The 26,230-nt window shown below is 64.2% G+C and carries 24 protein-coding genes; 3 read left to right on the top strand and 21 right to left on the bottom strand.

All coding sequences use genetic code 11. The annotated features are described in order from the left end of the window. Positions 1–317: 317 nt before the first annotated feature. The 5 genes from O1Y97_RS05005 to rplS form a co-directional block, all read right to left on the bottom strand. Complete coding sequence (locus O1Y97_RS05005) at positions 318–866, bottom strand: MgtC/SapB family protein (RefSeq protein WP_183263440.1); 549 nt, start codon at positions 864–866, stop codon at positions 318–320. Positions 867–926: 60 nt separating this feature from the next. Further along, positions 927–1,562, bottom strand: a complete 636-nt coding sequence (locus O1Y97_RS05000) for a class I SAM-dependent DNA methyltransferase (RefSeq protein ID WP_318763311.1) — start codon at positions 1,560–1,562, stop codon at positions 927–929. Next, entirely contained in the window at positions 1,559–2,374 is an 816-nt protein-coding gene (locus O1Y97_RS04995; RefSeq protein ID WP_318763310.1) for an amino acid ABC transporter permease, read from the bottom strand. Before O1Y97_RS04995 ends, O1Y97_RS05000 begins: the two co-directional genes overlap by 4 nt. A gap of 235 nt (positions 2,375–2,609) precedes the next feature. Further along, positions 2,610–3,407 (bottom strand): basic amino acid ABC transporter substrate-binding protein, encoded by a 798-nt coding sequence (locus O1Y97_RS04990; protein ID WP_108609647.1) that lies wholly within the window; start codon positions 3,405–3,407, stop codon positions 2,610–2,612. Positions 3,408–3,586: 179 nt separating this feature from the next. After that, a complete protein-coding gene (rplS, locus tag O1Y97_RS04985; RefSeq protein WP_108606297.1) occupies positions 3,587–4,135 on the bottom strand; it encodes a 50S ribosomal protein L19 in 549 nt (182 codons plus the stop codon). A gap of 344 nt (positions 4,136–4,479) precedes the next feature. On the opposite strand from rplS, the gene O1Y97_RS04980 reads away from it, so the two are divergent. Further along, positions 4,480–5,235: a sulfite exporter TauE/SafE family protein gene (locus O1Y97_RS04980; RefSeq protein ID WP_318763309.1), complete on the top strand. Its 756-nt coding sequence runs from the start codon at positions 4,480–4,482 to the stop codon at positions 5,233–5,235. A gap of 11 nt (positions 5,236–5,246) precedes the next feature. Here O1Y97_RS04980 and trmD read toward each other — a convergent pair whose 3' ends face one another. After that, on the bottom strand, positions 5,247–5,948 hold the full coding sequence (gene trmD, locus O1Y97_RS04975) for a tRNA (guanosine(37)-N1)-methyltransferase TrmD (RefSeq protein WP_318764150.1): 702 nt from the start codon (positions 5,946–5,948) through the stop codon (positions 5,247–5,249). Continuing rightward, positions 5,945–6,547, bottom strand: a complete 603-nt coding sequence (gene rimM, locus O1Y97_RS04970; RefSeq protein ID WP_318763308.1) for a ribosome maturation factor RimM — start codon at positions 6,545–6,547, stop codon at positions 5,945–5,947. The genes trmD and rimM overlap by 4 nt, the downstream gene beginning before the upstream one ends. 68 nt (positions 6,548–6,615) lie before the next feature. Here rimM and O1Y97_RS04965 point away from each other — a divergent pair, with 68 nt between their 5' ends. Then, positions 6,616–7,554: a tyrosine recombinase XerC gene (locus O1Y97_RS04965; RefSeq protein WP_183263435.1), complete on the top strand. Its 939-nt coding sequence runs from the start codon at positions 6,616–6,618 to the stop codon at positions 7,552–7,554. Positions 7,555–7,624: 70 nt separating this feature from the next. Then, entirely contained in the window at positions 7,625–8,695 is a 1,071-nt protein-coding gene (locus O1Y97_RS04960; protein WP_318764149.1) for a TraB/GumN family protein, read from the top strand. On the opposite strand, the gene O1Y97_RS04955 is transcribed toward O1Y97_RS04960, so the two are convergent. The 14 genes from O1Y97_RS04955 to acnA all read right to left on the bottom strand — a co-directional run bounded on the left by O1Y97_RS04955 (position 8,692) and on the right by acnA (position 26,135). Continuing rightward, positions 8,692–9,462 (bottom strand): DUF2867 domain-containing protein, encoded by a 771-nt coding sequence (locus tag O1Y97_RS04955; protein WP_318763307.1) that lies wholly within the window; start codon positions 9,460–9,462, stop codon positions 8,692–8,694. The two genes, O1Y97_RS04960 and O1Y97_RS04955, sit on opposite strands and share 4 nt — an antisense overlap. Positions 9,463–9,778: 316 nt before the next feature. Then, positions 9,779–11,218, bottom strand: coding sequence for a dihydrolipoyl dehydrogenase (gene lpdA, locus O1Y97_RS04950; protein ID WP_318764148.1), 1,440 nt, complete (start codon positions 11,216–11,218; stop codon positions 9,779–9,781). Next, positions 11,215–11,970 carry an SDR family oxidoreductase gene (locus tag O1Y97_RS04945; RefSeq protein WP_318763306.1) on the bottom strand — a complete coding sequence of 252 codons (756 nt, stop codon included), beginning with the start codon at positions 11,968–11,970 and terminating at the stop codon, positions 11,215–11,217. The genes lpdA and O1Y97_RS04945 overlap by 4 nt, the downstream gene beginning before the upstream one ends. Beyond that, positions 11,967–12,461 carry a hypothetical protein gene (locus O1Y97_RS04940; RefSeq protein WP_318763305.1) on the bottom strand — a complete coding sequence of 165 codons (495 nt, stop codon included), beginning with the start codon at positions 12,459–12,461 and terminating at the stop codon, positions 11,967–11,969. The genes O1Y97_RS04945 and O1Y97_RS04940 overlap by 4 nt, the downstream gene beginning before the upstream one ends. Beyond that, on the bottom strand, positions 12,461–13,102 hold the full coding sequence (locus O1Y97_RS04935; RefSeq protein WP_183263501.1) for a LysE family transporter: 642 nt from the start codon (positions 13,100–13,102) through the stop codon (positions 12,461–12,463). The genes O1Y97_RS04940 and O1Y97_RS04935 overlap by 1 nt, the downstream gene beginning before the upstream one ends. Beyond that, complete coding sequence (locus O1Y97_RS04930) at positions 13,102–13,560, bottom strand: VOC family protein (protein ID WP_318763304.1); 459 nt, start codon at positions 13,558–13,560, stop codon at positions 13,102–13,104. Before O1Y97_RS04930 ends, O1Y97_RS04935 begins: the two co-directional genes overlap by 1 nt. Before the next feature lie 35 nt (positions 13,561–13,595). Continuing rightward, on the bottom strand, positions 13,596–14,009 hold the full coding sequence (locus O1Y97_RS04925) for an MAPEG family protein (protein WP_108606285.1): 414 nt from the start codon (positions 14,007–14,009) through the stop codon (positions 13,596–13,598). 218 nt (positions 14,010–14,227) lie between these two features. Next, a complete protein-coding gene (locus O1Y97_RS04920) occupies positions 14,228–14,650 on the bottom strand; it encodes a hypothetical protein (protein WP_318763303.1) in 423 nt (140 codons plus the stop codon). A 105-nt stretch (positions 14,651–14,755) separates the two neighbouring features. Then, on the bottom strand, positions 14,756–16,021 hold the full coding sequence (gene odhB / locus O1Y97_RS04915; RefSeq protein WP_318763302.1) for a 2-oxoglutarate dehydrogenase complex dihydrolipoyllysine-residue succinyltransferase: 1,266 nt from the start codon (positions 16,019–16,021) through the stop codon (positions 14,756–14,758). Positions 16,022–16,043: 22 nt separating this feature from the next. Further along, on the bottom strand, positions 16,044–19,031 hold the full coding sequence (locus O1Y97_RS04910) for a 2-oxoglutarate dehydrogenase E1 component (protein ID WP_318763301.1): 2,988 nt from the start codon (positions 19,029–19,031) through the stop codon (positions 16,044–16,046). Between the two features lie 139 nt (positions 19,032–19,170). Continuing rightward, positions 19,171–20,067 carry a succinate--CoA ligase subunit alpha gene (sucD, locus tag O1Y97_RS04905; protein WP_108606282.1) on the bottom strand — a complete coding sequence of 299 codons (897 nt, stop codon included), beginning with the start codon at positions 20,065–20,067 and terminating at the stop codon, positions 19,171–19,173. Positions 20,068–20,071: 4 nt separating this feature from the next. Next, positions 20,072–21,268, bottom strand: a complete 1,197-nt coding sequence (gene sucC, locus O1Y97_RS04900) for an ADP-forming succinate--CoA ligase subunit beta (RefSeq protein WP_318763300.1) — start codon at positions 21,266–21,268, stop codon at positions 20,072–20,074. A gap of 11 nt (positions 21,269–21,279) precedes the next feature. Continuing rightward, the gene (gene mdh, locus O1Y97_RS04895; RefSeq protein ID WP_108606280.1) at positions 21,280–22,248 is read right to left on the bottom strand and encodes a malate dehydrogenase; all 969 of its coding nucleotides are present in this window, start codon (positions 22,246–22,248) and stop codon (positions 21,280–21,282) included. Positions 22,249–23,444: 1,196 nt separating this feature from the next. Next, positions 23,445–26,135: an aconitate hydratase AcnA gene (gene acnA / locus O1Y97_RS04890; protein WP_318763299.1), complete on the bottom strand. Its 2,691-nt coding sequence runs from the start codon at positions 26,133–26,135 to the stop codon at positions 23,445–23,447. Positions 26,136–26,230 lie beyond the last annotated feature (95 nt).

The raw sequence follows: 26,230 nt of genomic DNA, 5'->3' as shown, positions 1-26,230 counted from the left end.
CGGCCAAAATGCCGGAAGGAGCCCGTCGGCTCAGGGAAGTCGGCAGCTTAGGGCGCCGGAAATCCGGGCAAAGAATCGGGCGGGCAGGCGCTTGTGGTCCTGCAGCACGAAACCTTTGTAGGCCGGATCTCCAAAGAGCTCTTCCATGGCCTGCTCATATCAATCTTTTCGGCCCCCGGCAATTGCGATGGCGTCACCCGTCGTCATGGCCGCGCTTGCGTCCGGAACATGGTCCAAAAGTGGGGCCGGTTCTCGAAATTGCAACATGCTCGGCTAGGCATATGGAGCTCTCGCTCCGGCCGAAGGATGCAACAGCGCTACGGACGTCTGGTCTTCACCTGCGCCTTGCGCGCCACAGGCTTTTCGTCCCGCTTGTCCTCGCTCAGATCGAACTTCACCTCGATCGTGTGCATCAGGCCCAGGACGACAAGGACCAGCAACGTGCCGAAGCCGGCGATCTGCCAGAAGCCGAGCCCGGCGGCGAGGCCGATAGCCCCCGCCAGCCACATGCCGGCTCCGGTCGTAAGACCCTGGATCTCGCCTCGGGCGAACAGGATGGTACCTGCGGCAAGGAAGGCGACGCCTGCCGTCACCGCCTCGACCGCACGGATCGGGTCGACCTTGACCATCTCCTTCATCCCGTCGGCCGTAAACATCGGCGCATGGACGATCTCGATGGTCAGGATGCCGAAGGTCGCGGCGGCAACGCACACCAGCACATGAGTGCGCAGGCCCGCCGGCCGGTTGCGCCATTCGCGCTCGAAGCCGATGACCGCGCCGAAGATCGTCGCCAGCAAGAGCCTTGCTACAATGACCGGAAACGAGGTGTAGGTCGGATGGCCGAATTCCTCGACGAGTTGTTCCATGGGACCCTCATGCTGGTTCGGCACCCAACGCGCCGAGACTGCCGAGGTTCCTTCGCCGCGTCAGAGGACTTCGAAAACGAAGGCCTGCACCAGCACCTCCGGCTCAACCACTGCGAAGGCCCGGAACGGCGGGCTCTCCTCGACCGGCCGCCATTTTCCTGACGCCTCAAGCTCGGCAAATTTCGTCCGGAACCCACCTGCCTCCATCACTACGTCGCGCACCGTGAAGATGACGAAGCCGCCCGGGCTGGTGATCCTGACCAGCTCGTCCAGGCTCGAAGCCGGCGCATGTCCCGCGGTGAACACGCCGGTCGAGACGATGGCGGCGAAATGCCCGTCGCGCCACGGCAGCCGCCTGCCGAGCGCGGCCTTGGTCAGCGCCGCATAACCACCGCGCGCCCGGGCTAGGTCAAGCATCTCCTCGGAAAGGTCGAGCCCTTCGATCTCGCCATAACCAAGTGCTGCTAGGTACGGCCCCGAAAGCCCGGTGCCGCAGCCGGCGTCGAGCAGTGGCCCGAGGCCTTTCGGCACATGCCGCGCCACCCACCCCGCGATCACGAAGGGCAGGCAGTAGCCGAGCGCCGCCGTCTCCCTGTCGTAGCCATTGGCCCAGGCCGCGTAGGCGGCGGCGAGCTCGGCCTCCGTCTCGGCGGCGTAGACCATGTCGAGCGCGGTCTTGTCGGCGTCTCCGGTCATGCTGCGCGGTCCCTTCGCATCCGCCGCTCCAGCGCCCTGAGGCCAAGCGACAGCCCGACGGTCAGGAGCAGGTAGACATAGGCGACGATCGAATAGGTCTCGAAGAAGCGGAACGAGCCCGAGGCATAGACCTTGGCCATCTGGGTGATGTCGGCGACGCCGAGCACCGAAACCAGCGAGGAATCCTTCACCATGGCGATGAAGTCATTGCCGTAGGGCGGCAGGATCGTCCGAAACGCCTGCGGCCAGACGATCAGCCTGAAACGCTGATAGCGCGAAAGGCCCAAGGCCTTCGCCGCCTCGATCTGGCCGACGTCGACGGCCTGGATGCCGGCGCGGAAGATCTCGGCGATGAAGGACGAATAGGCGATCGTCAGCGCGAGGATTGCCCGCCACAACAGCGAGAAGTCGCGTACCTGCATCGGCTCGACCAGCCCCGCCGCCTGCAGCGGTAGCGACAGCCAGTTCCATGCCGCCACGAAGGCCGGCGCGCCGACGAAGGCGATCCAGAACAGCAACACCAGGATCGGCAGCCCTCTGATGATCTCGACATAGAAGCGCGCGATCTGGCGCAGCATTTGCGAGTTCGACAGTCCGAGAAGGGCAATGAACAGGCCGAGCGCCGAGGCAAGTGCGAAAGCGACGACGGTGACGAACAGCGTCACCCACAGCCCTTTGACCAACGTTGACAGGATCTGGCCGTAGACGTCGCTCGCCGCGATCGCCACCGCGGCGGCAATACCGATCGCCCCGGCGGCCACCAGCCACCAGGGAAAATCCGCCTTTCTGCCCGTACGGTGTGACGGCGGCATCTATCGAGTGACTGCTGGGGCTGTTGACGGCGGCGCCTTACGTCGCCCCCCTCTGGCCTGCCGGCCATCTTCCCCACAAGGGGTGAGATCAGGCTGGCCGCTTGGCTTTCGCCAACTTGCGATGTTGCCATATTGGCGTGGCTGGTGACGCTGCAGATTTCCCCCCTTGTGGGGAAGATGGCCGGCAGCCCAGAGGGGGGCAACGTGGAGCACTGACACCGAAGAATGCCCCAGACTACTGGCCCATCTTGTAGTCGAGGAACCACTTCTTGTTCAGCGCATCGAAGGTGCCGTCAGCCTTGAGCGCGGCAATCGCCGCATTGACCGGTTGAACCAGGTCCGAACCCTTCTTGAAGATGAAGCCGAAATCCTCGCTGCCCAGCGGCCCGCCCACCACCTTGAGCTTGCCTTCCGAGGCATCGACATAGCCCTGGGCCGCGACGCTGTCGGTCAGCACCAGGTCGACGTCGCCTGCCTTGAGCGCCTGCACGGTGGCGCCGAAGGTCTCGAACAGCTTGATGCGCGGGTTCTGCTCGTTGCCGTCGAGGATTTCGTAGACGGCGGTGTAGAACGGCGAGGTGCCCGGCTGCGCCGCGATCAGGCCGTCCTTGAGGGCGCCGAAGCTCTTGGCGTCGGTGAAGCGGGCCTCGTCGGCGCGCACCAGCATGAACTGCTGCGAACGCATGTAGGGATCGGAGAAATCGACCTTCTCCTTGCGGTCGTCCTTGATGGTGATGCCGGTCATGCCGAGCTGGTACTGGCCGTCGGACACTGCCTGGATCATCGCGTCCCAGGAAGTGTTCTGGTACTCGACCTTGAAGTTCAGACGCTTGGCGATCTCGTCCATCGCGTCATATTCCCAGCCGATCTGCTTGCCGGTCTTGGGATCGATGAACTGCAGCGGCGGATAGGCGTTCTCGGTCACCACCACCACCGTCTTGCCGCCGAGGTCGGGCAGGCTCTGGGCTTGGGCAACGAAGGGCGAAAGCACGAGGGCGAGAGCGCCGGCAAGCGCGAGCTTGAGACTATTCATGATCAGTTCCCCGAAAATGCGCGAGACCGGCGACGCCGGTCGTTTGCGCGAGACTTTAGCTCGCCGCGGGCCGCATGCAAGCAGGCTCCATGCGTCGCGCATGGAAGAACTGGAATTCCATCCCCTCGGAAACGCAAAAGGGCGGCCGAAGCCGCCCTTTCGAAAACAAGTGCCGGAAATTACTCGGCTGCAGGCTCGGCCGCTGCTTCCGCAGCCTTGGCGGCCTCGGCTGCTGCCTTCTTCTCGGCTGCTTCCTGAGCGGCCTTCTCGGCGGCCAGGGCCTGGGCGGCGGCGACCTTCTCGGCCTCGATGCGGGCCTTCTCGGCGTTGGCTGCTTCGCGCTCGGCGTCGTTCAGCTTGCGGGCGCGCACGCCGGTGTTCTCGACGATACGAGCCGACTTACCGCGACGATCGCGCAGGTAGTACAGCTTGGCGCGACGGACCTTGCCGCGGCGGACGATCTCGACGCCCTCGATCATCGGCGAGTAGACCGGGAACACGCGCTCCACGCCTTCGCCATAGGAGATCTTGCGGACGGTGAAGTTTTCCTGGAAGCCCGAGCCGGCGCGGGCGATCACGACGCCCTCATAGGCCTGCACGCGGGTACGCGTGCCTTCCGTGACGCGAACCAGAACGCGCACGGTGTCGCCCGGCTGGAATTCCGGCAGGGTGCGCTTGGCTTCGATCTTGGCGGCCTGTTCGGCCTCGAGCTGACGGATGATATCCATCTCAACTATCCACTTCTTGTTCTTCCGACAGCCAGAGCGCCCACGCTCGCCTTGCAGTTCCAATGACCGCTCGGATATGCCTTGTTCCCTCGCGGGCCTTCCGGCAGGGGCGACTACACCGTCACTGTTGACGGGTCCGGTCGATTATTCGTCCGGTTCGGGCGGGCACATACCGCTATTTCAGCCATTTGTCACGCCTTGCAGTGTCTTTTTTACGCGCTTTGCGTGCTGTCGCGGCTTGCCGGACCTTGGACCAAGTGGCCGCCATCGGCAAGCCATGGCTTGCATCGCCGGCCCTGGCTACCTACAGACCCCCAGGCGCAGCGCATCGGAGCAGGCAACCCGTGACCCTCATCACAGTCGGAATCCTCTTCGTCGCAGGCTTCCTGTCGGGCGTCGTCAACGCCATTGCCGGCGGCGGCACCTTCCTGACCTTCGGCGCGCTGACCATGGCCGGCCTGCCGCCGATCTCGGCCAATGCGACGTCGTCGATCGCCCAGTTTCCCGGCTACATCACCTCGACCTGGGCCTATATAACGGATATCCGCCGGATGTGGCGCGGCGCGCTCGCCTTCGCCGTCATCTCGGCCGTCGGTGCCCTGATCGGCTCGCTGTTCCTGCTGTCACTCGACAATGTCTCCTTCGGCGCGCTCGTCCCCTGGCTGCTGCTTGCCGCCACCGCGCTGTTCGCCGCCGGCCCCTGGCTCCAGCCGGCAAGACTTGCCGAGCGGCCTGAAGACGCACCGTCCTCGCCCGCCGGCCGCATCGTCCAGTTCTTCACCTCGATCTATGGCGGTTTCTTCGGTGCCGGCATGGGCGTGATGATGCTGGCAACCCTCGGCCTCACCGAGGGCGGCGACTACCACCGCCTCAACGCGCTGAAGAACATGCTCTCCATCGTCATCGCAGCGGTCGCCATCATCATCTTCGCCTCCGGTGGCGTCGTCGCCTGGACGGCCGCTGCCGTCATGGTTCCTGGCGTCGCGCTCGGCGGCTATGCCGGCGTCTGGACCGCACGCCGCGTACCGCAGGCGATCGTCCGCGCGCTTGTCGTCGCGGTCGGTCTGTTTTTGGCTTTTTACTATTTTACGAAGGGCTGAGCGGGTTCGGCCTATCGCTTCTTCTCGAGCCGCCCTGCCCAAAGGTCCGGCCGGCGTTCAACCGTCAACTTCTCCGCCTCGGCGCGTCGCCATTTCGCGATCTTGCCGTGATTGCCGGAGGTCAGCACCTCTGGGATAGCGCGGCCTTCGAACTCCTGCGGCCGGGTATAGTGCGGATGCTCCAGCAGCCCGCCCTCGAAACTCTCTTCCTCGCCCGATACCTCGTTGCCCATCACGCCAGGCAGCAGCCTGACCACCGCGTCGAGCAGCACCAGCGCCGCCGGCTCGCCACCCGAGAGGATGAAGTCGCCGACCGAAATCTCTTCCAGTTCACGCGCCTCGATGACGCGCTGGTCGACGCCTTCGAAGCGGCCGCACAGGATGACGGCACCCGAACCAGCCGCCAACTCGCGCACGCGCTCCTGGGTCAGCGGCTTGCCGCGCGGGCTCATCAGGATGCGCGGTCGCGTGTCGCCCTCGGGCGAGGCATGGTCGATCGCTTTGGCCAAGATGTCGGCGCGCATCACCATGCCGGCACCGCCGCCGGCAGGCGTGTCGTCGACGGTGCGGTGCTTGTCGGTCGCAAAGTCGCGGATCTGCACGGCTTCAAGCGACCAGTCGCCACGCTCCATCGCCCGCCCCGCCAGCGACAGTCCCAGCGCGCCCGGGAACATCTCGGGATAGAGCGTGAGCACGCTGGCCCGGAACATCAGCGATTTCCCCCGGCATCCCTGGGTCCGCGTGGCCGACCTTTATGCTCGAACTCGCCGTCGGAAGGTGCGTCCGCGTCGTCTTCGTCCTCAACCAGCCCGGCAGCAACCGTATCGATGGCGACGAAGCCGCCAGCGATGTCGACCACGGGCACCGCAGCTTGCGTGAAGGGAATCAGCACGCCCTTGCGGCCCTGATACTGGATTTCCAGGATATCGCCGCCGCCGAAATTCTGCACGGCAAACACCTTGCCGACCGGCTCGCCGTTTTCGTCGCGAACCGCAAGCCCGACAAGATCGGTGTGATAGAATTCGCCCTCCTCGCCATCGTCGGGCAGCGCCGAACGGTCGACGAACAGCTCGGTGTTGGTCAGCGCCTCGGCGGCGTTGCGGTCGTTGACGCCCTTGAAGCGCACCACCACCACCTCGTTGGCCGGCCGGATCGCAGCGATCTCGAAGGTACGGCCGTCCTTGGCGTAAAGCGGGCCGTAGTCGGCCAGCGCCAGCGGATCGCCGGTAAAGGTCTTCACGCGCAGCTCGCCCTTGATGCCGTGGGCGGCGCCGATCACGGCCATCTGGATTGGATTTTGGGGTCTGGCCATCGCCTGCTTCACTGCTTGCTAACTTCGCTCGTTCAACACTGACTTATTCAATCGGACCCGCGCTGCCAATGCAGGAATTCCTCATCGCCGCAAAACCCGACCTCCAGGCGGCCCGAGAAGGCTGGCTGAAGTCGCTGGCCGGCGAACGCCGCCTGTCGACATCGACCGTCGATGCCTACGAACGCGACACGCGCCAGTTCCTGCAGTTCCTGACCGGCCACAATGGCGGCCCACCCGGCATTTCAGACATCCGAGACCTCCGCCCGGCCGACCTGCGCGGCTATCTCGCCTCGCGACGGGCTGACGGTGCCGGTGCCCGCACGCTTGGACGCGGCCTTGCCGGGGTGCGCTCGCTGCTGCGTTTCCTCGAACGCCAGGGCCTGGTCAACGCCGCCGGCTCCACGGCGCTGCGCGCGCCAAAACAGCCGAAATCGCTGCCCAAGCCGCTCACCGCGATCGACGCCAAGCGTGTCGTATCGGCAGGCGAGCAGCTTGCCGAGGAGCCCTGGATCGCAGCCCGCAATGCTGCCGTGCTCACCCTGCTCTACGGCTCGGGCCTGCGTATTTCCGAAGCGCTCAACCTGTCCGGCACGGAGCTCGCCTCGCCCTCAGATACCGTGCTGCGCATCACGGGCAAGGGCGGCAAGACGCGCCTCGTCCCCGTTCTGCCGGTGGCACTGCAGGCGGTCGCAGAATACCGCAAGCTTTGCCCATATCACCTCGCTGCCGAAGGCGCGCTTTTCCGCGGCGCCCGCGGCGGCCAGCTCGACCCGGCGATCATCCAGCGCGAGATGCGCAAGATGCGCTCGGCCTTGAACCTGCCCGACACGGCAACCCCGCACGCGCTGCGCCATTCCTTCGCCACCCATTTGCTCGGTCGTGGCGGCGACCTGCGCACCATCCAGGAGTTGCTCGGCCACGCCAGCCTGTCGACTACGCAGATCTATACCGGCGTCGACACAGCCCGCCTGCTCGAGATCTACGACGCGGCGCACCCCCGCGCCTGACCTCTCGAGGCTGACAATTGTCACGGCGGCATTAACCGTTTTGCCGCTTTTGGCGGATACACCAATGCCTATGACACGTCTCGCCGCCTTTGCCGACCGCGCATCGTTGCTATCGCTGAAGCTGCTTGCAGCGCTCAACGTACTGTTCTTCGTCCTGTTCTTTGCCGTCGCGTTCCTGTTCGCCGGCAAGGCACGCGCCGAAGCGCCCGTCTGCACCGGCTCCGACATGCTGGCCGAGCTTGCCAAGGACAACCCGACGCTTCTGGCCAAGATCGAGGCCGAGGCCAAGGCCACGCTCAACGGCCAGGGCCTGTTGTGGAAGCTGGAAAAGCCGGGCCAGAAGCCGTCCTGGCTCTACGGCACCATGCATGTCACCGATCCGCGCGTCACCAAGCTTCAGCCCGCGGCGCAGAAGGCCTTCGACGGCTCGCACACGCTGGTCATCGAAACCACCGATGTGCTCGACCAGAACGCCATGGTCGCCAGCCTGATGAAGCAGCCCGAGTTGATGATGTTCACCGACAGCACCACGCTGCCGTCGCTGATGTCGCCGGACGAGCTCGCAACCGTCAACGCGGCGCTCGAAGCGCGCGGCATCCCGCCCGGCAGCGTCTCCAAGATGAAGCCGTGGATGCTGTCGTCGATGGTCGCCCTGCCGGCCTGCGAGCTCACCCGCAAGGCCGCCGGCGCGCCGGTGCTCGACATCCTCATCGCCCAGCAGGCCAAGGCCGCCGGCAAGCAGGTCAAGGGTCTGGAGACCGCCGCCGACCAGCTTTCGGCCATGGCCTCGCTGCCGATCGAGTTCCACATCAAGGGCCTGGTCGAGACCCTCAAGCTCGGCAACCGCATGGACGACGTCATCGAGACCATGGTCGTGCTCTACCAGCGCGGCGACACCGGCATGTTCTGGCCGCTGTTCCGCAACGCCCTGCCGTCGGGCGAATCTGACGATTCCGGCTACGCCGCCTTCGAGGAAGCGATGGTGACGACGCGCAACAAGACCATGGTCGATCGCGCAGGACCGCTCGTCGCCCAGGGCGACGTCTTCATAGCTGTGGGTGCGCTGCATCTGCCCGGCCCCGCAGGGCTGGTCGAGCTGTTCCGCAAGGCCGGCTACACCGTCACCGTTGCCGACCGCTAACCCCGCGCGTCGGCCACCCTGGCCAGCATCGCCGGAACGATGATGCGGTGGAACGACATGACGACCGAGAGATAGATCCGGCCGAACCTGTTGTGCGGCCTGACCAGCGTCGTCGCGCTCACCTCCTGCCGCCCCTCGCCCAGTTCCTTCACTTCGACCACCAGCCGGAAATCGAGATGGCGGTCGTCGAGGCCGAGAACCACCCGGGCCGGGGCCTCGCTGATCACGGGAAACATGCCGACCCGCTTTTGCTGCCCGGGGAGGTCGGCGTGCCCGGTTTTCAGCCCGAAAGGCCGCACCAGCAGGTTGCGCAGCATCATCAGCCGGCCAATCCAGGCCGGAACATTGACGATGGCCCGCTCGGCCGCTGTCATGGCATCCAGCGACTGCCCGCTGACCACCATGGCGTAGCGGTCGGCAAAGCTCGTGCCGGGCAGCAGTTCGTCTCCGTTGGAAAGGCATTGCACCACGGGCATGTCGCTGGCCTCAGGTCGCTGCATCTTTCTCGAAGCTAGCGCGTTTTGTGAGCGAAGGCGGCGTGGCGAAACGACGCCGCAGCGCCCCGGCCTCTGCACCGGGGTCGGCCTCCTGTATTTGCAGTCTTTTTTCGTCTCCGGTGAAACCGAAATGAGTTTCGCGCGTTGATTGCGATGTTCACGCAATGATTGCGGAGCGCAGCTGAGGGAGATCTCAATGGTGAACAATCCAGATCCAGGACGCCCAACCGGCCAGTCGAGCATGGGCAGCACGTGGCTGATAGCCATCATCGTCGTGCTGCTCGCTGCGGTGGCCTATTACATCTTCGGCCCGACCGGAGAAGCGCCGGCACCGGCCGAGCCCCCGGCTGCGACAACACCAGCGCCCGCGCCAGCAGAGCCTGCCCCTGCGCCCGCACCGGCAGAACCTGCGCCTGCGCCAGCTGAACCTGCGCCCGCACCGGCGGAACCTGCTCCGGCTCCGGCCGAGCCAGCCCCGGCAACACCGGCGCCTGCTCCGGCAGCCCCCGCCAACTAAGGTTGGTCTCCTAATGCAAACGGCCCGCTCATCGAGCGGGCCGTTCTGTTTCAGGCGTAATCGCCGGTCTTACATGTGGATTGGCTTGAAGAACGTGGCGAGCGCCGCCTCCTTGACCGCTTCGGACATCGTCGGATGTGCGTGGCAGGTGCGGCCGAGGTCTTCCGACGAACCACCGAACTCCATCAGCACCGCCGCCTCGTGGATCATCTCGCCGGCACCGAAGCCGACGATGTGCACGCCCAGCACCTTGTCGCTGTCCTTGTCGGCCAGAACCTTGACGAAGCCGTCCGTGTGCAGCATAGCGCGCGCCCGGCCGTTCGCCGTGAACGGGAACTTGCCGGCCTTGTAGGCGATGCCGGCCTTCTTGAGCTCTTCCTCGGTCTTGCCTACCGAAGCAACCTCGGGGCTGGTGTAGACCACGCCAGGGATCACGTCGTAGTTCACATGGCCGGCCTGGCCGGCGATGATCTCGGCAACCGCCACGCCTTCGTCCTCGGCCTTGTGCGCCAGCATCGGACCGGCAACCACGTCGCCGATAGCATAGATGCCCGCGACGTTGGTGCGCAGATGGCCGTCGGTCTTGACCCGGCCGCGCTCGTCCATCTCGACGCCGGCTTCCTTGAGGCCAAGGCCCTCGGTGTAGGGCTTGCGGCCGGTGGCGACCAGCACGACGTCGGCCTCGATGGTCTCGGCAGCGCCGCCCTTGACCGGCTCGAAAGTCACGGTCGCACCCTTCTTGGCCTTGGCGGCACCGGTCACCTTGGAGCCGAGCTTGAACTCGAAGCCCTGCTTGGCCAGCATGCGCTGGAACTGCTTGGCAACGTCGCCGTCCATGCCGCCCAGGATGGTGTCGAGATATTCGACCACGGTCACCTTGGCGCCGAGGCGCGCCCAGACTGAGCCGAGCTCGAGGCCGATGACGCCGCCGCCAACGACTACCAGATGACCCGGCACCTTCTCCAGCGACAGCGCGCCGGTCGACGACACGATCACCTTCTCGTCGAAGGCGACGTCGACGCCGGGAATACCGGCGACGTCGGAGCCGGTGGCGATGACGATGTTCTTGGTCTCGATTTCCTGGCTCTTGCCGTCAGAACCGGTCACGCCGACCTTGCCGGCGCCCAGCACCTTGCCGGTGCCCTGGAAGCTGTCGATCTTGTTCTTCTTGAACAGGAACGACACGCCGGTCACGTTGGCCGCAACCGTCGCATCCTTGTGCGCCATCATCTTCTTCAGGTTCATCTTCGGCGTGCCGACCTCGACGCCGAGCGCATCGAACGAATGCTGTGCCTCGGCCAGCATTTCCGAGGCATGCAGAATTGCCTTGGAAGGGATGCAGCCGATGTTCAGGCAAGTGCCGCCGAAGGTCGCGTTCTTCTCGACCACGGCGACCTTCAATCCGAGCTGTGCTGCCTTGATGGCGCACACATAGCCGCCTGGGCCCGATCCGATAACGACGACGTCATATGCCATGGTCCTGTCCTTCTCCTGGGCGCGCGCGCTCAGCGGCCGCCACTCACGTTCAAAATTGAGCCCGTCGTATATGATGCCTCATCCGACAAAAGCCAGATGACGGCGTGGGCGACTTCTTCTGCCTGGCCTTCGCGCTTCATCGGCACCATGCCGCGAATGGCGGCGATCCGGTCGGGCTGCCCGCCCGACGCGTGGATTTCGGTGTCGATGATGCCGGGGCGTACGGCGTTGACCCGGACGCCTTCGGTCGCCACTTCCTTGGCAAGTCCGATGGTGAAGGTGTCGATGGCACCCTTGGCGGCGGCATAGTCAACATATTCGCCGGGCGAACCCAGCGTGGCGGCCGCCGACGAGATGTTGACGATCGCCCCGCCTGCGCCGCCATGCAGGTTCGACATGCGCTTGACCGCCTCGCCGGCGCACAGGATCGAGCCGATAACGTTAATGCGCATCATGCGCTCGAGGCGGGCCGCATCCATCTGGTCGACGCGCGCCTTGACGTCGACAACGCCGGCATTGTTGACGAAGGCGTCGAGCCGGCCATAGGCGGCATCGACGGCAGCAAACATGCCAAGCACGTCGGCTTCGTTGCCGACGTCACCCTTGATGGCGATGGCCTCGCCGCCGCCGGCCTTGATCTCGGCCACCAGCGCGTTGGCGGCGGCTTCGTTCGACGCATAGTTGATCGCCACGACATAACCGGCCTTGGCGGCGAGCCGGCAGATGGCGGCACCGATGCCGCGGCTGCCGCCGGTCACCAGCAGGACTTTCCCTTGAGCGCTCATTCCTGGCACCCCTGTATCTCGAAGATGTCCCACGGCACTTTGGAAAAGCCGTCCGGACCATAGGCCGCCGACATGCGCAGCGAATGGCCGAGGTCGGCGAAGATCAGCTTCTTCGGCGCTGCGGCCCCAATGCGTTCGCGTGGCAGAAGCCCGACATTGCCCTGTTCGTCGACGCTGTAGATCACGCCTTGCCACACCGTGCAGGCATCCAGCTCCTCGCCGGTCACGTCGCCTTCCGGGCACTGGTGCATCAGCATGCCATTCGGCCGCCCCACCTCGTCCGACCACATCACCACGCCGTCGAGCACGACGGAATTGTCCATCACCATCTTGAAGCTGTTGGTGACGGTGGCCGACTCCAGCGTCGGCCGGAAGTCGATCTCGGCCGCCTTGTCGCGGTCGCCATAGACGGCCAGCTCGATCGGGCATGCAGCGTTGGCCGTCGTCGCCGACAGCATCGCCACAGCCGAGATGAGCGCCTGGAGCCGCATCAGCTTGCCTGCTGCGTGGCCAGCTTCACGCCAAGCCCGATGAAGATCATGCCGGTCGCCTTATTGAACCAGCGGCCCCAGGCAACGAAGCGCGCGCGCACCGAGGCCATGGTGAAGAACATCGACACGCCGACGAACCACGCGATCAGCACGACTGCCATCAGCAGCCCATAGACGCCCTTCACCGCAGCCGGCGTCTCATGGCTGACCATCGCCGTGAACAGCGGCACGAAAAGCAGGACCGCCTTCGGGTTCAGCGCGTTGGTGACGAACCCCATCAGAAAGCAGCGTGTCGCTGTAACTTCCTTGGTCTGGTCGGCTGCCTCCTGCGCATCTACTGAAGTCAGTTCCATCGGGTCGGCGCGCAGTGCCCTGATGCCGAGATAGACGAGATAGGCCGCACCGGCCCATTTCAGCATCGAAAACAGCAGCAGCGACTTCGACACGATCAGCCCGATGCCCAGGATGGTGTAGCTGACGTGGAACAGCAGCGACGTGCCGATGCCGAAACTGGTGATGATTGCGGCACGGCGGCCATGCACCACGCTCTGGCGCACGACCATGACGAAATCGGCGCCTGGCACCACCATCAGCACCGAAAACACCGCCAGCAGGCCGGCAAATTCGAACGCATATTGCATCATGCGTTGCCGCTCCCGGCTTGCGCGCCCAGCGCCGCGTTGCCCAAAGGCGCGTTGAACGCCCAGACATGGCCGAACGGATCGCGGATGCGGCCGTAGCGGGCGCCCCAGAACACGTCGTCCGGTTCCATGGTGATCTCGGCTCCGGCGGCGACCGCGCGCTCGATGGCTTGGTCTACTTCGCCCGGCAATTTCAGGTTGATGTTGACGGTCATGCCGGCGCCGCCCCGCGACAGCGGCGACAGCACATCGGCGCCAAACTCGGGGAATTCGTCGTGCAGCATCACTTCGCTGCCGAACATGGCGAGGTTCGCATGCAGCACGCGAACCCCGTCATCGGCCATCTGCTCGAAGGTCTCGACCGCGTCGAACGCCTTTTCATAGAAGGCAATCGCTTCCTTGCCCTGCTTGACGCAGAGATGGACCTGGATCGGGGGAATGTCGGGTTCGAAAGCCATGCGACCGTCTCTTTCGGTTTCTTCAGGCAGCGATGTTACGTCATCAGGCGAACGACCATCAGGACCAGCCCGGCGATCGAAACGAACCAGACGAGCGTACGCAGCACCGGAACCCCGGCGACGTACAGGAAGGCATAGACGACGCGGGCGACGATCCACATCACCGCGCCGATGGCACCCAGCTCGCCCGTCTTGCCAGTCACCGCCAGCGCAAGCGCAAGCGCGATGAAGGCGGGATAGGTCTCCAGCATGTTGTTGAGCGACCGGATCAGCCGCCCTGCAACGACGCTTTTCGGCGCGCGGCCGTCGTCGCGCGAACTGAGCAGGTACTTGATGCTGAAATCGCCCGACAGGTCGAGCGAAAGCGCCTGCACCAGAATGTGCGTTATCAGCAGCACGACACTCCAGCCGAGAATCCAGATTTCCGTCGATGCGGCTGCGTCTTCCATCACCCCTCTCTAAAGCCCGAGCAAACTTCCATCGGGGATATCTCCAGTTCGAAAGCCATCGCTCTCAAGCCAAAGCATGATCTGCGAGGCAGTTGCCAACTATCCAGACAGCGGCCAGGAAATAGTCTATTATTCCCGCTCCTTGCCGGCATCTCAATACCCACTGAAAGAAAACCGCGACTAAGGCGGACATGCAGACGTCAGAACGAGTTTTAAGATCAGCGAACAGTTACGACAACGTCGATCTCATGAATATCACCCGTGCTGTAATTTACACGGATCTTCAGCACATCCTTGCCAGTAAAGCCGGGATCCGGTGTATACCGAATTGTTGTGCCGGACACGATCAGCGATCTGCATTTATAATATGGGTCTTTCGCATATTTACTTGATAGCTTGATCTTTCCGCGTCCGACTCTGGTTTTTCCATGCTTCGGGGGTGACACCACCTTTGCGGCTGGAAATGCACGAACACTGCAATCCCGATTGACGTCCCAGTGTTCGGCGACGACGAATGTGCGGCCTTTCGATGTCGATTTGTTCCATTTGAGTTGGGTTGTTTTTGCCTCTGCGCCGTTGACCGTGAATGCCAAAAGCAACGCCGCCAAGGTTGCGCCTAAAAGTTGCGACAACTTCCTCAATTCCGCCCCCTCATATCTCAGCCAAGCTCAGGTTCGCCGCAGCTTGGCCAAGATTACATCGGCCCTACTGCCCACGCCGACGCGGGAACAGTAGGGCTGGATGCCTTAAAGGTCCAGAACCAGGCGTTCCGGATCTTCCAAGCTGTCCTTGACGCGGACCAGGAAGGTCACGGCTTCCTTGCCGTCGACGATGCGGTGATCGTAGGAGAGCGCGAGATACATCATCGGGCGGATGACGATCTGGCCGCCGACCACGACCGGACGCTCCTGGATCTTGTGCATGCCGAGGATGCCCGACTGCGGTGCGTTCAGGATCGGCGTCGACATCAGCGATCCGTAGACGCCGCCATTGGAGATGGTGAAGGTGCCGCCCTGCATGTCGGCGACCGACAGCTTGCCGTCGCGCGCGGCGAGGCCGAGGCGGCCGATTTCCTTCTCGATCTCGGCGATCGACATCTGGTCGGCATCGCGCACGACAGGAACCACCAGGCCCTTTTCGGTGCCGACGGCGACGCCGACATGAGCGAAGTTCTTGTAGATGATGTCGGTGCCGTCGATCTCGGCGTTGACGGCCGGGATTTCCTTCAGCGCATGCGTAACCGCCTTGGTGAAGAAGCCCATGAAGCCGAGCTTCACGCCGTGCTTCTTTTCGAAGATGTCCTTGTACTTGGTGCGCAGCGCCATCACGGCACTCATGTCGACCTCGTTGAAGGTGGTCAGCATGGCAGCCGTCGACTGCGCTTCCTTGAGGCGGCGCGCGATCGTCTGGCGCAGCTTGGTCATGCGCACGCGCTCTTCGCGCGGTGCATCGGCCACGCTTGAGGGGACACGTGCAACCACGGGCGCAGCAACCGGAGCTGCTGCGGGCACGGAAACGCCCTTGGCGATGGCTTCGAGCACGTCGCCCTTCAGCACCTGGCCGCGCTTGCCCGAACCGGCGACCTGGTCGACCGAAAGATTGGTCTCGGCCAGCAGCTTGGCAGCAGCCGGTGCCGGCGGCATCTTGCGTTCCTCGATGGCCGGTGCACCGGCGACAGATGCGGTCTGTGCGACGGCTTCCTTGACGGTCGAGGCAGCATTCGGAGCCGACGCCTGCGCCACGGCAGCGGGCTTGGCAGCGGCAACTGCGCCGTCGCCGGCACCGATGGTGCCGAGCAGCGCGCCGACGCCGACGGTCTCGCCTTCCTTGACCGTCAGCTCGACCAGCACGCCGGCGGCGGGTGCCGGCACTTCGATGGTGACCTTGTCGGTCTCGAGCTCGACCAGGGGCTCGTCGACGGCAATCACATCGCCGGCCTGCTTGAACCACTTGCCGATGGTTGCCTCGGAAACGGATTCGCCGAGGGTGGGGACACGGATTTCGGTAGCCATTTTTTGCCTGTCCGTTCTTTGGTTATTCGCCGAGGGCGTCGTCGAGGAATGCCTGGAGCTGCGCCAGGTGCTTGGACATCAGGCCCGTCGCCGGGGAGGCGGCGGCCGGACGGCCGGTGTAGCGCACGCGCTGGTGCTTGGCGTCGATATGGGCGAGCACCCATTCCAGGTACGGATCGATGAACGACCACGCACCCATGTTCTTGGGCTCTTCCTGGCACCACACCATCTCCGCGTTACGGAAACGGCTGAGCTCGGTGATCAGCGCCTTGGCCGGGAACGGATAGAGCTGCTCGACGCGCAGGAGATAGATGTCGTCGATGCCGCGCTTCTCGCGCTCCTCGTAGAGGTCGTAATAGACCTTGCCGGTGCACAGCACGACGCGGCGGATCTTCGAATCCTTGACCAGCTTGATCGGCTCGTTGCCGAGATACTGGGCGTCGTCCCACAGCAGGCGGTGGAACGAGCTTTCGCCTGAGATCTCCGACAGCGAAGACACCGCCCGCTTGTGGCGCAGCAGCGACTTCGGCGTCATCAGGATCAGCGGCTTGCGGAAGTCGCGCTTCAGCTGCCGGCGCAGGATATGGAAGTAGTTAGCCGGCGTCGTGACGTTCGCCACCTGCATGTTGTCTTCTGCGCAGAGCTGCAGGAAGCGTTCAAGGCGCGCCGACGAATGCTCCGGACCCTGGCCTTCATAGCCATGCGGCAGAAGGCACACGAGGCCCGACATGCGCAGCCACTTGCGTTCGCCACTGGAGATGAACTGGTCGAACACCACCTGCGCGCCGTTGGCGAAGTCGCCGAACTGCGCTTCCCAAAGCGTAAGCGCCTTGGGCTCGGCCAGCGAGTAGCCGTATTCGAAGCCGAGCACGGCCTCTTCCGAGAGCATCGAGTTGATGACCTCGTAACCGGCCTGTGCTGCCGACAGGTTGTTGAGCGGGATGTAGCGGTTTTCGTCGCGCTGGTCGTAAAGCACGGTGTGGCGCTGCGAGAACGTGCCGCGCTCGGAATCCTGGCCCGACAGGCGGACCGGATTGCCGTCGAGCAGGATCGAGCCAAACGCCAGCGATTCCGCCGTTGCCCAGTCGATGCCCTCACCCGATTCGATCGCCTGGCGGCGGTTTTCGAGGAAGCGGCCGATGGTGCGGTGGACTTCGAAGTCCTTCGGCACCTCGGTCAGCTTCTTGCCGATTTCCTTCAGCGTCTTGACCGGCACCGCGGTCTTGCCGCGGCGCTGTTCGTCCTGGTTGTCGGCCGTGCGCAGGCCCGTCCACGCGCCATCCAGCCAGTCGGCCTTGTTCGGCTTGTAGGCCTGTCCGGCTTCGAACTCGGCTTCGAGATGGCCGCGCCAGTCGGCACGCATCTTGTCGACCTCGGACTGGTTCATCAGTCCCTCGCCGATCAGCTTGTCGGCATAGGTCTGCACCGTCGTCTTATGGGTGCGGATGTTGCGATACATGATCGGCTGCGTGAACGCAGGCTCGTCGCCTTCGTTGTGACCGAAGCGACGGTAGCAGAACATGTCCACGACCACCGGCTTGTGGAACTTCATGCGGAATTCGGTCGCCACCTTGGCCGCGAACACCACCGCTTCCGGATCGTCGCCGTTGACGTGGAAGATCGGCGCCTCGATCATCTTGGCCACATCGGACGGATAGGGCGACGAGCGCGAGAAGCGCGGGTTCGTCGTGAAGCCGATCTGGTTGTTGATGATGAAGTGCAGCGTGCCGGCGACGCGATGGCCGCGCAGGCCCGACAGGCCGAGGATTTCCGCGATCACGCCCTGGCCGGCAAATGCCGCATCGCCGTGCAGCAGAAGCGGCATCACCTTGGCGCGCTCTTCCTGCGGCACGATCTCGCCGCGCGCACGGCCAAACAGCTGGTCCTGCTTGGCGCGCGCCTTGCCCATCACGACCGGATCGACGATCTCGAGGTGCGAGGGGTTTGCGGTCAAGGACAGGTGGACCTTGTTGCCGTCGAACTCGCGGTCCGACGAAGCGCCAAGATGGTACTTCACGTCGCCCGAGCCTTCGACGTCGTCGGGCGCGTAGGAGCCGCCCTTGAACTCGTGGAACACGGCGCGGTGCGGCTTGGCCATCACATTGGTCAAGACGTTGAGGCGGCCACGGTGGGCCATGCCGAACACGACCTCCTTCAGGCCGAGCGCGCCACCGCGCTTCAGGATCTGCTCGAGTGCCGGGATCAGCGATTCGCCGCCGTCGAGGCCGAAACGCTTGGTGCCCTTGTACTTGACGTCGATGAACTGCTCGAAGCCCTCGGCCTCGATCAGCTTCTGCAGGATCGCCTTCTTGCCCTCGGTGGTGAAGGCGATCGCCTTGTCCGGCCCCTCGATGCGGGCCTGGATCCACGCTTTCTCCTCGGGATCGGAGATGTGCATGAACTCGACGCCGAGCGTCGAGCAATAGGTGCGCTTGAGGATTTCAAGCATGTCGCGGATGGTCGCGTATTCGAGCCCGAGCACGTGGTCGATGAAGATCGGCCGGTCGTAGTCGGCCTCGGTAAAGCCATAGGCCTCGGGCGACAGCTCGTTATAGTCTTCCAGCGGCTTGGCGATGCCCAGCGGGTCGAGATTGGCGTGCAGATGGCCGCGCATGCGATAGGCGCGGATCATCATGATGGCGCGCACGGAATCGCGCGTCGCCTGCAGCACATCGGCCTTGGACGGCACGACACCGACGGCGGCGGCCTTGTCCTTGACCTTCTTTTCCAGATGCTTTTCGACCAGGCCCCAATTGCCGTCGAGTGCCGACACCAGTTCGCCATTGGCCTGCAGCGGCCAGCTCGGCGTCGACCACGAAGCGCCCTTGGCGTTCTTGCGGATGTCGCCGGCGTCGTCCTTCAGCGCCGAGAAGAAGTCGCGCCACTCGGGATCGACCGCCTCCGGATCGTCAAGGAAGGCGGCGTGCAGGGCCTCGATGTAGTCGGCGTTGCCGCCATAGAGGAACGAAGTGAGGGAAAATTGGTCGTTGGCCTGATCGGATCGTGCCATCTTATCGCTCGGAGCCTCTGGCTCCTCTCCTGTTTCAGCGCGAGTAGTGAGTAGCGAATAGCGAGTAGGACTTTGCATTTGCTTGGTCGCTCATCGCTCTTCTCTACTCTCTATTCGCTACTTTCTATTGGCTATTGACTTAGCCCTTGATCGCCTCGACCAGCGTCGTGCCGAGACGTGCCGGCGACGGCGACACGCGGATGCCCGCTGCCTCCATCGCCGCGATCTTGTCTTCCGCGCCGCCCTTGCCGCCGGAAATCACAGCACCCGCATGGCCCATGGTTCGGCCTTCAGGTGCGGTGCGTCCGGCGATGAAGCCGGCCATCGGCTTGCTGCGGCCGCGCTTGGCCTCGTCGATGAGGAACTGCGCTGCGTCCTCTTCCGCCGAGCCGCCGATTTCGCCGATCATGATGATCGACTTGGTCTCTTCGTCGGCCAGGAACATCTCGAGCATGTCGATGAATTCCGTGCCCTTGACCGGATCGCCGCCGATGCCGACAGCCGTCGACTGGCCCAGACCGGCGTTCGTCGTCTGGAACACCGCCTCATAGGTAAGCGTTCCCGAGCGCGACACAACGCCGACCGAACCCTTGCGGAAGATGTTGCCCGGCATGATGCCGATCTTGCACTGGTCGGGCGTGACGATGCCCGGGCAGTTCGGGCCGATCAGGCGCGAGGCCGAGCGGTCGAGCCGCGCCTTGACCTTGATCATGTCCATCACCGGGATGCCTTCGGTGATGCACACGATCAGCGGAATCTCGGCGTCGATCGCCTCGATGATCGCAGCAGCAGCTCCTGCCGGCGGCACGTAGACCACCGACGCGTTGGCGCCGGTCTTTTCCTTGCCTTCGGCAACCGTCGAGAAGATCGGCAGCGGCACCGAGCCGTCCCACTTCTCGCCGCCCTTCTTGGGGTGGATGCCGCCGACCATCTTGGTGCCGTGATAGGCCAGTGCCTGCTCGGTGTGGAACGAACCGGTGTTGCCGGTCAGGCCCTGCACCAGGATCTTGGTGTTCTTGTCGATGAGAATGGACATTGGCTCAGTTTCCCTTCACCGCAGCGACGATCTTCTTCGCCGCGTCGTCGAGGTCATCGGCGGAAACGACGTTCAGCCCGCTCTCGTTGATGATCTTCTTGCCAAGCTCGGCATTGGTGCCTTCGAGGCGAACCACCAGCGGAACCTTGAGACCCACTTCCTTGACGGCTGCGATCACGCCTTCGGCGATGATGTCGCACTTCATGATGCCGCCGAAGATGTTGATCAGGATGCCCTTCACGGCCGGATCGGCGGTGATGATCTTGAACGCCGCCGTCACCTTCTCCTTGGAAGCGCCGCCGCCGACGTCGAGGAAATTGGCGGGCTCGGCGCCGTAGAGCTTGATGATGTCCATCGTCGCCATGGCGAGGCCCGCGCCGTTGACCATGCAGCCGATGTTGCCGTCGAGCGCCACATAGGCGAGGTCGTATTTCGACGCCTCGATTTCCTTGGCGTCCTCTTCGGTGGTGTCGCGCAGCTCGAGCACGTCGGCATGGCGGAACAGCGCGTTGTTGTCGAACGACACCTTGGCGTCGAGCACGCGCAGGCGGCCGTTCTTCATGACGATCAGCGGGTTGACCTCGAGCAGGCTCATGTCCTTGTCGACGAACGCCTTGTAGAGGATCGGGAACAGGCTCTCGCCGTCCTTGGCCGCGTCGCCCGAAAGCTTCAGCGCGCCGTTCAGCGCCTTGAGGTCGTCAGCGGTGACGCCCTTTTCCGGGTCGATCGCGACGGTGATGATCTTTTCCGGCGTGTCGTGGGCGACGGCCTCGATGTCCATGCCGCCTTCGGTCGAAACCACGAAGGCGACGCGACCGACGGAGCGGTCAACGAGGATCGACAGATACAGCTCGCGGTCGATGTCGGCGCCGTCTTCGATGTAGAGGCGGTTGACCTGCTTGCCTGCCGGGCCGGTCTGCTTGGTCACCAGCGTGTTGCCGAGCATTTCCCTGGCGAAAGCCACGACCTCGTCGACCGACTTCGCCAGGCGCACGCCGCCCTTGGCCTCGGCGGGCAATTCCTTGAACTTGCCCTTGCCGCGGCCGCCGGCGTGGATCTGGCTCTTCACGACATAGAGCGGACCCGGCAGCGCCTTGGCCGCCGCTTCCGCTTCCTCGATCTTGAACACCGGCACGCCGTCAGCGACGGGAGCACCGAAACCCTTGAGCAATTGCTTGCCCTGATATTCGTGGATGTTCATGCGCGTGATCCTTACTTCTTGGCGAGGTTCGGCGCGATCGCGACACAGGCCTCGCACAGGCCCTTCACCGCCTCGACGGACTTCTCGAACATCTTCTGCTCGGCCTTGTTGAAGTCGAGCTCGATGATGCGCTCGACGCCGCCGGCGCCGATCACCACGGGCACGCCGACATACATGTCCTTGACGCCATACTGGCCCGACAGGTGCGTCGCGCAGGGCAGCACGCGCTTCTTGTCCTTGAGATAGGCTTCGGCCATCTGGATCGCCGAGGAGGCCGGCGCATAGTAGGCCGAGCCGGTCTTGAGCAGGCCGACGATCTCGCCGCCACCCTTGCGGGTACGCTCGACGATGGCGTCGAGCTTGTCCTGGCTGGTCCAGCCCATCTTGATCAGGTCCGGCAGCGGAATGCCCGCAACCGTCGAGTAGCGCACCATTGGCACCATGTCGTCGCCGTGGCCGCCCAGCGTCATGGCCGAGACGTCCTCGACCGAGACCTTGAACTCTTCCGACAGGAAGTAGCGGAAACGCGCCGAGTCGAGCACGCCGGCCATGCCGACGACGTGGCTCTTGGGCAGGCCCGAGAACTTCTGCAGCGCCCACACCATGGCGTCGAGCGGGTTGGTGATGCAGATGACGAAAGCCTTCGGCGCATACTTCTTGATGCCGGCGCCGACCTGTTCCATGACCTTGAGGTTGATGCCCAAAAGGTCGTCGCGGCTCATGCCAGGCTTGCGCGGCACGCCGGCGGTGACGATGCAGACGTCGGCGCCTTCGATGCCGGCATAGTCGTTGACGCCGGTGAAACGCGAGTCAAAGCCGTCGACCGGCGAGGACTGGGCGATGTCGAGGCCCTTGCCCTGCGGGGTGCCCTCGGCAATATCGAACAGGACGACGTCGCCGAGGTCCTTGAGGCCGACCATATGGGCGAGCGTGCCGCCAATCATGCCGGAGCCGATGAGGGCTATCTTGTTGCGTGCCATGAAGGAATTTCCCTTTGCCTTTAACGACGCCTTGGCGGCGGGGTGGAGTAGGTTTGGGCCAGGTGGCCGCGAGAATGCAGCCAGAAATAGCGGCTCGCAATAGCTCCGTGGCCAAAAAAATTCAACCGATTATTTTGACCTCAACTTTTTCAATCGGTTAGAAACAACGGGATTTACGTAAACGTCAAAGTTTTGTGACGACTTTACGAAGAAAAGGTGAAGAGGACGATGCCTTCCATCGAAATCCGCAGGCTCCTGCCGGGCGACGAGGTGCTGCTCGACAACGTTGCCCCACCCGCTCCGCCTGAAGGCCACATGCTCTTCGTCGCCCGTGATGATGGCCGGGTTGTGGCGCAGGCAACCGGCGGTCGCGCATCATGGCAAGGGCCGGACCCAACTCAGGCTCGGCCGGGGCAATGGCATGGATAACTTCTCCACGCTTCGGCAAATCGTTCTTCTACACCGCTAGCATCGGCCCTCAGCCTCACGGCATGGCAACTGCCGTTACGGTTCAATAGCCCCCAAACATATCGATGCTGCCTGTCACCATCTGTCAGCAGCCCGCGTGGATAGACCGTCCCCGTTTTTCCACCCCCTCTCCACCTCCCGTATCATTCACCTTGCGATCTTCCACGGGACCCCGGTGCGCACCGGGCAGCGGGGGGAAGCGCCGGTGCCGGGCTGGCAGGAGGTCGGATCTCCTGCTGGGTGATGAGCCCCCAAGTCCGGGCCTTGCGGCGGCTGGCGGTGAAAGCCGAGGCGACTGAGCGGGGCAAGCAACCGGGCGGGGCGCGAACGTCGCGCCACATAATGACTATCGGAAGGCACGGCCTCGCGCCCCGCTTCCCGAACTACCTCCCGGCAACGGGAGCGCTCTTTGACAATGGCCAGGCGCGAAAGCGAGCGTGGCGGTGGATACGTGTGTCGGCCAGAAGGGCCGAGTTCCTTAGCGCCCCCCTCTGGCCTGCCGGCCATCTCCCCCACAGGTGGGGAGATTAGCAGCTCCGCTCGCTCCGCCCAGTCTGGGACGTCGCTGGTTTGCGAAAGTCGTACTGAAAGCTGATCTCCCCACCTGTGGGGGAGATGGCCGGCAGGCCAGAGGGAGGCAACGTAGAGCGAGACGGTAGCGATCCCAAAACAAAAAACCGCCGGAGCTTGCGCCCCGGCGGTTGTTTCACATGAATCGCCAGTCGAACTTACGCAGCCAGATCGCGCAGGACGTATTGCAGGATGCCGCCGTTCTTGAAGTAGTCGAGTTCGTCGAGCGTATCGATGCGGCACAGGATCGGCACGTCCTTGGTCGAACCGTCGGCGAAGGTGACCTTGGCGACCATCTTCTGGCGCGGCTTGATCGTCTCCAGGCCCTCGATCGTCACCTGTTCGTCGCCCTTGAGGCCGAGCGTCTTCCACGACGTGCCGTCCTCGAAGGTGAACGGGATGACGCCCATGCCGACCAGGTTCGAGCGGTGGATGCGCTCGAAGCTCTGGGCGATGACCGCGCGCACGCCGAGCAGGTTGGTGCCCTTGGCCGCCCAGTCGCGCGACGAGCCGTTGCCGTATTCGACGCCGGCGAAGATCACCAGCGGTGTGCCTTCGCTGCGGTACTGCATCGCCGCATCGTAGATCGGCATCTCTTCCTTCGACGGGTAGTGGAAGGTGTAGCCGCCCTCGCGGCCGTTCTCGCCGAGCATGTGGTTGCGGATGCGGATGTTGGCGAAGGTGCCGCGCATCATCACCTCATGGTTGCCGCGGCGCGTGCCGTACTGGTTGAAGTCGGCGACGCCGACGCCATTGTCGGTCAGGTACTTGCCGGCGGGCGAGGCCGCCTTGATCGAACCGGCCGGCGAGATGTGGTCGGTGGTGATCTTGTCGCCGAACAGGCCGAGCACGCGTGCGCCCTCGATCTTGCCGATCGCACCCGGGCGCGCGCCCATGCCGACGAAGTAGGGCGGGTTCTGCACATAGGTCGACTGGTCGTCCCAGGCATAGGTCTGGCCTTCCGGCGCCTGGACGTTCTGCCAGTTCTCGTCGCCCTTGAAGACGTCGGCATATTTGCGCGCAAACAGCTCGCGGGTGACGTTTTCGGCGATGAACTGGTCGATCTCGACATTGGTCGGCCAGATATCCCTCAGGAACACCGGCTTGCCGTCGCGGTCCTCGCCGAGCGGCTCTGTGGTCAGGTCCTTGGTCACCGAACCGGCAAGCGCATAGGCGACGACCAGCGGCGGCGAGGCCAGGTAGTTGGCCTGCACGTCGGGCGAGACGCGGCCTTCGAAGTTGCGGTTGCCCGAAAGCACCGCCGCACCGATCAGGCCCTTGTCGTTGATGGTCTTGGAGATCGGGGCCGGCAGCGGTCCGGAATTGCCGATGCAGGTGGTGCAGCCGAAGCCGACGAGGTTGAAGCCGATCTGGTCGAGCTCCTTCTGCAGGCCGGCCTTCTCGAGATATTCGGCCACCACCTGGCTGCCGGGCGCCAGCGAGGTCTTGACCCACGGCTTCTGCTTGAGGCCGAGGCGGTTGGCGTTGCGGGCGAGCAGCCCGGCACCGATCAGCACGCTCGGGTTCGAGGTGTTGGTGCACGACGTGATCGCCGCGATCACCACGTCGCCATGGCCGAGGTCGAACTTTTCGCCCTCGACGGCATAGCGCTTCGACTGGTCGACGGTCTTCTTGTATTCGGCTTCGAGCGCGGTCGCAAAGCCCGCGGCGATGCCTTCGAGCGGAATGCGGCCCTCGGGACGCTTCGGGCCGGCCATCGACGGCACGACGGTTTCGAGGTCGAGCTCGAGCAGGTCGGTGAAGACGGGATCGGCCGACGAGGCGTCGCGCCACATGCCTTGCGCCTTGGAATATTCCTCGACCAGTGCGATGCGGTTTTCGGCGCGGCCCGACATGTTGAGGTAGCGGATGGTCTCGGCATCGACCGGGAAGAAGCCGCAGGTCGCGCCATATTCGGGCGCCATGTTGCCGATGGTGGCGCGGTCGGCCAGCGTCATGTTGGACAGGCCCGGGCCGAAGAACTCGACGAACTTGCCGACGACGCCCTTCTTGCGCAGCATCTGGGTGACGGTCAGCACCAGGTCGGTGGCGGTGACGCCTTCCTTCAGCTTGCCGGTCAGGCGGAAGCCGATGACCTCGGGCAGCAGCATCGACACCGGCTGGCCGAGCATCGCCGCTTCCGCCTCGATGCCGCCGACGCCCCAGCCCAGCACGCCAAGGCCGTTGACCATGGTGGTGTGCGAATCGGTGCCGACGCAGGTGTCGGGATAAGCGGTGGTTTCGCCGTCCTCGGTGTTGGTCCACACCGTCTGTGCCAGGTATTCGAGGTTGACCTGGTGGCAGATGCCGGTGCCGGGCGGCACGACGCGGAAGTTGCGGAACGCCTGCTGGCCCCACTTCAGGAACTTGTAGCGCTCTTCGTTGCGCTCGTATTCGAGCTCGACGTTGCGGGCGAACGCCAGCGGCGTGCCGAACTCGTCGACGATCACCGAGTGGTCGATGACCAGATCGACCGGGACCAGCGGGTTGATCTTCTGCGGGTCGCCGCCGAGCGAGGCAAGGCCGTCACGCATGGCGGCGAGGTCGACGACGGCGGGGACGCCGGTGAAGTCCTGCATCAGCACACGCGCCGGGCGGTAGGCGATCTCGACACCGGCGGTGCCCTTGTCGGTCAGCCAGCCGGCGACCGCCTGGATCGCCTCCTTGGTGACGGTGCGGCCGTCTTCGTTACGCAACAGGTTTTCCAGCAGCACCTTCATCGAATAAGGCAGCTGCGAGATGCCGGTCAGGCCGTTCTTTTCGGCCTCGATCAGGCTGTAATAGACATAGTCGGTGCCAGCAGCAGTCAGCGTGCGGCGGCAATTGAAACTGTCGAGTGATTTGGACACGTGCGATCCATCCTTGTCTGTTCAGCCTACACGGGAACGGACTCCGATGGCATGCAATCACGCGCAAAGGTGCGGGTACGGCCATTTCCGCTGTC

This window comes from Aminobacter niigataensis, from assembly GCF_946995915.1.
Classification (GTDB): domain Bacteria; phylum Pseudomonadota; class Alphaproteobacteria; order Rhizobiales; family Rhizobiaceae; genus Aminobacter; species Aminobacter niigataensis.
Note: the sequence above shows the minus strand (reverse complement) of the source record. Positions and strands in the feature narration are given on the sequence as shown.

What these genes read in the sequence shown, in the direction of transcription:
- O1Y97_RS05005 (WP_183263440.1), bottom strand. Translation starts at nt 866, where the DNA reads ATGGAACAACTCGTCGAGGAATTCGGCCATCCGACCTACACCTCGTTT.
- O1Y97_RS05000 (WP_318763311.1), bottom strand. Translation starts at nt 1,562, where the DNA reads ATGACCGGAGACGCCGACAAGACCGCGCTCGACATGGTCTACGCCGCC.
- O1Y97_RS04995 (WP_318763310.1), bottom strand. Translation starts at nt 2,374, where the DNA reads ATGCCGCCGTCACACCGTACGGGCAGAAAGGCGGATTTTCCCTGGTGG.
- O1Y97_RS04990 (WP_108609647.1), bottom strand. Translation starts at nt 3,407, where the DNA reads ATGAATAGTCTCAAGCTCGCGCTTGCCGGCGCTCTCGCCCTCGTGCTT.
- rplS (WP_108606297.1), bottom strand. Translation starts at nt 4,135, where the DNA reads ATGGATATCATCCGTCAGCTCGAGGCCGAACAGGCCGCCAAGATCGAA.
- rimM (WP_318763308.1), bottom strand. Translation starts at nt 6,547, where the DNA reads ATGGCCAGACCCCAAAATCCAATCCAGATGGCCGTGATCGGCGCCGCC.
- O1Y97_RS04965 (WP_183263435.1), top strand. Translation starts at nt 6,616, where the DNA reads ATGCAGGAATTCCTCATCGCCGCAAAACCCGACCTCCAGGCGGCCCGA.
- O1Y97_RS04960 (WP_318764149.1), top strand. Translation starts at nt 7,625, where the DNA reads ATGACACGTCTCGCCGCCTTTGCCGACCGCGCATCGTTGCTATCGCTG.
- O1Y97_RS04955 (WP_318763307.1), bottom strand. Translation starts at nt 9,462, where the DNA reads ATGATGGCTATCAGCCACGTGCTGCCCATGCTCGACTGGCCGGTTGGG.
- O1Y97_RS04945 (WP_318763306.1), bottom strand. Translation starts at nt 11,970, where the DNA reads ATGAGCGCTCAAGGGAAAGTCCTGCTGGTGACCGGCGGCAGCCGCGGC.
- O1Y97_RS04940 (WP_318763305.1), bottom strand. Translation starts at nt 12,461, where the DNA reads ATGCGGCTCCAGGCGCTCATCTCGGCTGTGGCGATGCTGTCGGCGACG.
- O1Y97_RS04935 (WP_183263501.1), bottom strand. Translation starts at nt 13,102, where the DNA reads ATGCAATATGCGTTCGAATTTGCCGGCCTGCTGGCGGTGTTTTCGGTG.
- O1Y97_RS04930 (WP_318763304.1), bottom strand. Translation starts at nt 13,560, where the DNA reads ATGGCTTTCGAACCCGACATTCCCCCGATCCAGGTCCATCTCTGCGTC.
- O1Y97_RS04925 (WP_108606285.1), bottom strand. Translation starts at nt 14,009, where the DNA reads ATGGAAGACGCAGCCGCATCGACGGAAATCTGGATTCTCGGCTGGAGT.
- odhB (WP_318763302.1), bottom strand. Translation starts at nt 16,021, where the DNA reads ATGGCTACCGAAATCCGTGTCCCCACCCTCGGCGAATCCGTTTCCGAG.
- O1Y97_RS04910 (WP_318763301.1), bottom strand. Translation starts at nt 19,031, where the DNA reads ATGGCACGATCCGATCAGGCCAACGACCAATTTTCCCTCACTTCGTTC.
- sucD (WP_108606282.1), bottom strand. Translation starts at nt 20,067, where the DNA reads ATGTCCATTCTCATCGACAAGAACACCAAGATCCTGGTGCAGGGCCTG.
- sucC (WP_318763300.1), bottom strand. Translation starts at nt 21,268, where the DNA reads ATGAACATCCACGAATATCAGGGCAAGCAATTGCTCAAGGGTTTCGGT.
- mdh (WP_108606280.1), bottom strand. Translation starts at nt 22,248, where the DNA reads ATGGCACGCAACAAGATAGCCCTCATCGGCTCCGGCATGATTGGCGGC.